The sequence below is a fragment of the Dietzia sp. B19 genome (genome assembly GCF_014145155.1).
Lineage (GTDB): Bacteria > Actinomycetota > Actinomycetes > Mycobacteriales > Mycobacteriaceae > Dietzia > Dietzia natronolimnaea.
In genome coordinates this window covers 1-4,307 of record NZ_JAALED010000107.1, presented here as the reverse complement: position 1 = coordinate 4,307, position 4,307 = coordinate 1, and the positions used below count along the sequence as shown (strand labels likewise).

5 protein-coding genes and 1 pseudogene are annotated in these 4,307 nt (G+C 69.9%); 2 read left to right on the top strand and 4 right to left on the bottom strand.

The features are described 5' to 3' along the window. On the bottom strand, nt 1–760 hold a 760-nt coding region (locus G6020_RS04325), incomplete at its 3' end, for a DUF222 domain-containing protein (protein WP_194305965.1). Nucleotides 761–975: 215 nt separating this feature from the next. Here G6020_RS04325 and G6020_RS04320 point away from each other — a divergent pair. Beyond that, entirely contained in the window at nt 976–1,326 is a 351-nt protein-coding gene (locus G6020_RS04320; RefSeq protein ID WP_182609780.1) for a metalloregulator ArsR/SmtB family transcription factor, read from the top strand. A 39-nt stretch (nt 1,327–1,365) separates the two neighbouring features. Here G6020_RS04320 and G6020_RS04315 read toward each other — a convergent pair whose 3' ends face one another. Both G6020_RS04315 and G6020_RS04310 read right to left on the bottom strand, forming a co-directional pair. Then, the gene (locus G6020_RS04315) at nt 1,366–2,082 is read right to left on the bottom strand and encodes an arsenate reductase ArsC (protein WP_182609779.1); all 717 of its coding nucleotides are present in this window, start codon (nt 2,080–2,082) and stop codon (nt 1,366–1,368) included. A gap of 98 nt (nt 2,083–2,180) precedes the next feature. Next, nucleotides 2,181–3,695: a SulP family inorganic anion transporter gene (locus tag G6020_RS04310; RefSeq protein ID WP_182609778.1), complete on the bottom strand. Its 1,515-nt coding sequence runs from the start codon at nt 3,693–3,695 to the stop codon at nt 2,181–2,183. Nucleotides 3,696–3,795: 100 nt separating this feature from the next. Between G6020_RS04310 and G6020_RS04305 the strand changes: the two genes are divergently transcribed. After that, nucleotides 3,796–4,149: a MerR family transcriptional regulator gene (locus G6020_RS04305; protein WP_179523629.1), complete on the top strand. Its 354-nt coding sequence runs from the start codon at nt 3,796–3,798 to the stop codon at nt 4,147–4,149. Here the strand turns inward: G6020_RS04305 and G6020_RS16910 are convergent. Next, nucleotides 4,150–4,307: pseudogene (locus G6020_RS16910) on the bottom strand (pyridine nucleotide-disulfide oxidoreductase); the annotation flags it as partial.

Sequence of the window (4,307 nt, the reverse complement as noted above, 5' to 3'; positions counted from 1 at the left end):
GGGCGCGGCCCCGGTCTCCGCACACCAGGGACAGCAGGGCGTCCGCGCGGCGTTCGGGCACCGGATAGTTCGACATGTCCGCCCCCTCGGCGTCGGCGCGGGCCTGCGCTGATTCCGCGGGGGTGTCCGGGGCGGGGTTGGCGAACTCTGCGGCGCGCTGGTCGATGGCCTCTGCCAGCACAGCGGCCTCGTCGGAGGCCAGGGTCGCCCACAGGTTGGTCATGCCGTCGGCGCCCTTGCGGATGTGGACTCCGCGTCCGCGGGCGGCGGCGTCTCTTCGTTCGCGGATCCCGTTGGCGTCGTAGCGGGCGATGATCGCGTCGACGGAGTCGCGCACCGACCGGGCGCCCGGACGCTCGCCGGCCTCGATGGCGGCGAGGTAGTCCTCCACGACCTCCTGCTGAACCCGGGACAGGACGGCCGGATCGACCGTGGCCATCTGACGAGCCAACAACTCGGCTGCGCGCTGTTCCATCCGACCGGCCGAGAGCGCCTCCATGACGGCCGGGTAGCGCTCGGTCAGGTCCGCGGCGAGGCTGATCATGGCGGCGGCGCGGCCAGAGGAGATGGGCATCGACGCCACGACGTAGCCGGTGCACACGTCGAACGGGTCGACCACCGCGTGCCCGGGCGGGGAACCGTCCCCCGCCCCGGCCTCGTCCTGGCGCACGCACTCGCGGAACAACTCGTAACACGCGGCCAGGCGGGCCCCGGCGGCGCGATTCTCCGCCACCCAGGTGTCGCGGGCGGAATCGGACAACCTCCCGAGCGGGGACGGGTGACCAGAACGACCGACCCCACTTGTCGCGCCACCAGCCGTCTCGTCCACGCCCTCACCTCCACCCGTACGCCCACTCGTACGTCGCCGTCACATTGTATCGAACTAGTGTTCTAGTATACGCACACACTTTCGAATGGGCAAGAGGGGACATCCACAGGCCTCCCCCGCCCCGGTCGTCCGGGTAACCTGGGACCATGACCTCGCCCGAGCCCGCCGAATACTGCTGCATCGCCGGCGCGAACGGGCCGCTCACCCAGGCCGAGGCCGAAGCCGCGGCGACCCGGTTCAAGGCTCTGGCCGACCCCATGCGCCTCCGCCTGCTCTCGCACATCGCGGCGGCGGAGTGCGATGACGTCTGCGTGTGCACCCTCACCGAACCGCTGGGGATCTCCCAGCCCACCGTGAGTCATCACATGAAGAAGCTGGTCGAGGCGGGACTCGTCACCCGCGAACAACGCGGCCGGATGGCGCACTACAGCATCGTCCCGGAGGCGTTCTCCCAGATCCGCGACATCGTCGACGTCCGAGGCCTCCGCCTCGCCTGAGGACTGGTCAGCCTGAGGACCGTTCAGCCTGAGGACCGTTCAGGGCGACGCCGCCTCCCTGGTCGCACCACCCGAACTCGGAGCACCGGGGGCGGTCGCGGGCGTCATGCCGACGATCTCCGGCAGGGCCTGGCGGACCCGGTCGTCGATGTCGTCACGGATGGAGCGGACGCGGTCGAGATCCTGGCCGGCGGGGTCCGAGACGTCCCAGTCCAGGTACCGCTTGCCCGGATAGACGGCGCAGGCGTCCCCGCACCCCATGGAGATCACCACGTCGGCGGCCGCCACCACGTCGTCGGTGAGCGGCTTGGGGTATTCCGAGGTCAGGTCGAGCCCGACCTCGGCCATGGCCGCCCGGCAGTTCTCGTCGATCCCGGACGCCGGGAGCGAGCCTGCGGACCGGACGTGGACCCGCCCCTCCGACCGGTCCGCCATGAGAGCCGCGGCCATCTGGGAGCGCCCCGAGTTCTGGACGCAGATGAAGAGCACCTCGGGGACGTCCTTGGCGACCCGCCCCTCCGCCTGCGCGAGAGCCTTGAGCCTGTCGGTCGCGAAGCGGCGGGACAGCGACGGCAGATGGGCGGTGACCCGCGCGGTTCGACGCAACGCGGCATAGGACTCGAACACCACGCGCTCGACGGTCTGCGGACTGAACACGCCCCCGTAGTGCCGGGCCAGCTCGCGGGCGTCACGCTGGAGTTGCGTCTGAGGCATGAGCAGTTCGGGAAGAGGAGCGTCGTGCACGGATCGGGACATGTCGGCCTCCAAGCCTCGTATCGACATCCATCAATATAGATGCCCATCGATGCTTCCGGAAGCCCGGCCGGAGGGATTCGCTCGGGACCGACCCGCACTCAGTGCCCGGCGCCGAGCCTGCCCGAGAGCTTGTCGAGCCGCTCCCTGCTGGCACCGTCGAGTCCGATCACCGTGAGGGTCTTGCCCTTGGCCGCGTACTTCTGCTGCACGGCGTCGAGCGTGGCGACGGTCGAGGCGTCCCAGATGTCGGCGTCGGTGAGATCGAGTACCACGTGCTCGGGGTCGCCGGAGTAGTCGAACCGGTACACGAGGTCGTTGCTCGAGGCCCAGAACAGCTCGCCCGTGACCCGGTAGGTGCGGGTGTCGACCGCCCCGTCGTGGTCCGTGTCGAGCTCGGCGACCTTCTCGATGGTCGTCATGTGCGCGACCCGGCGCGCGAACATGATCATCGCCGTGACCACCCCCAGGATCACGCCGATCGCGAGGTTGTGGGTCCACACCGTCGCCGCCACGGTGACGACCATGACGAGGGTCTCCGACAGCGGCATCAGCCGCAGTGTCCGGGGATGGATCGAGTGCCAGTCCATGGTCCCCACCGAGACCATGATCATCACCGCGACCAGTGCGGCCATCGGGATCAGTCCGACGACGTCACCCAGGACGACGACGAGGACCAGCAGGAACACGCCGGCGAGCAGGGTGGACAGCCGCGTCCGTGCGCCCGAGGCCTTGACGTTGATCATCGTCTGCCCGATCATCGCGCAACCGCCCATCCCGCCGAAGAAACCGGTGACGAGGTTGGCGACGCCCTGACCCCAGCCCTCACGCGTCTTGTCGGAGTGCGTCTCCGTGATGTCGTCGACCAACTTGGCCGTCATCAGCGACTCCATGAGCCCCACGAGCGCCATGGCGAGCGCGTAGGGGGCGATGATCTGCAGCGTCTCCAGGGTGAGCGGCACGTCCGGCAGCAGGAGGGTCGGCAGCGACCCGGGCAACTCGCCCTGGTCGTGCACGTTCGGGACGGTCCACCCCACCCAGACCACCACGATCGTCAGTGCCACGATCGCGATCAGGGGCGCGGGGATCACCGTGGTGAGCCTGGGAAAGAACACGAGGACGAGCAGCCCCACCGCCACCAGCGGGTACACCAGCCACGGCACGCCCACCAGGTGCGGGATCTGGGCGGAGAAGATGAGGATCGCGAGCGCGTTGACGAATCCGACCATCACCGAGCGTGGGATGAACCGCATCAGCCTCGCGACCCCGAACACGCTCAGCAGCACCTGCAGCACCCCGGCCAGGAGGACCGTGGCGATGAGGTGGTCCAGTCCGTGCTCGAGCACGACCGGCGCCACGACGAGCGCGATCGCTCCCGTGGCCGCCGAGATCATCGCCGGGCGTCCTCCGGTGAAGGCGATCGTGACCGCCATGGTGAAGGACGCGAACAGACCGACCCGGGGGTCGACGCCCGCGAGGATGGAGAACGAGATCGCCTCCGGGATGAGCGCGAGGGCCACCACGAGGCCGGCGAGGACCTCGGTCCGCAGCCGGGCGGGGGAGGAGAACGCGGCGCGGAACGAGGGCAGCACGCCGGTCGGGAACTCGGTGCTCACGGATCACCTACAGTCGGGGTCAGGACTCTCACACGGCGTGAGAGTAGAAAGCTACCGTAACGGGAGAGTTGTGGGCGGGCCAAGTCGCGGCGAGCAGACCATGAAGATCGGCGAGGTCGCCGAGCGCACCGCGCTGTCGATCCGGAGCCTGCGGCACTACGACGAACTCGGTCTGGTCAGCCCCTCCGCGCACTCCCCGGGCGGGTTCCGCCTCTACACGCCGGGGGACGTCGAGCGGCTCCTGCTCATCCGCCGGATGAAGCCCCTGGGGTTCAGCCTGGAACGCATGCGCGACTTCTGCCGGGCCCTGGACCGCCGAGCCGACGACCCGGCGGGATCGGCCGCGCTGATCGCCGAGATCGAGGCGGAGGCCACCGAACGGCTCGAGCGACTGCGGACCCACCTGGGCTACGCGGAGGAGTTCGTCGAGATCGTCGCGCGCCTCAGGGCCTGATCACCGGCCGAGAGCTGCGGCCACGGCCGCCTTCGCCCACTGACCGACCCCGATGAGGGTCGCCGAGGCCGCGCCGCACCAGTCGCCGTAGCCGAGCAGGAACAGCCCGGGCACGTCCGGCACCACGGGCCCGTCGGCGACCACCCGGCCGCCGACCC

Coding starts and splice junctions, on each gene's coding strand:
- G6020_RS04320 (WP_182609780.1), top strand. CDS start 976: ATGACCTCGCCCGAGCCCGCCGAATACTGCTGCATCGCCGGCGCGAAC.
- G6020_RS04315 (WP_182609779.1), bottom strand. CDS start 2,082: ATGTCCCGATCCGTGCACGACGCTCCTCTTCCCGAACTGCTCATGCCT.
- G6020_RS04305 (WP_179523629.1), top strand. CDS start 3,796: ATGAAGATCGGCGAGGTCGCCGAGCGCACCGCGCTGTCGATCCGGAGC.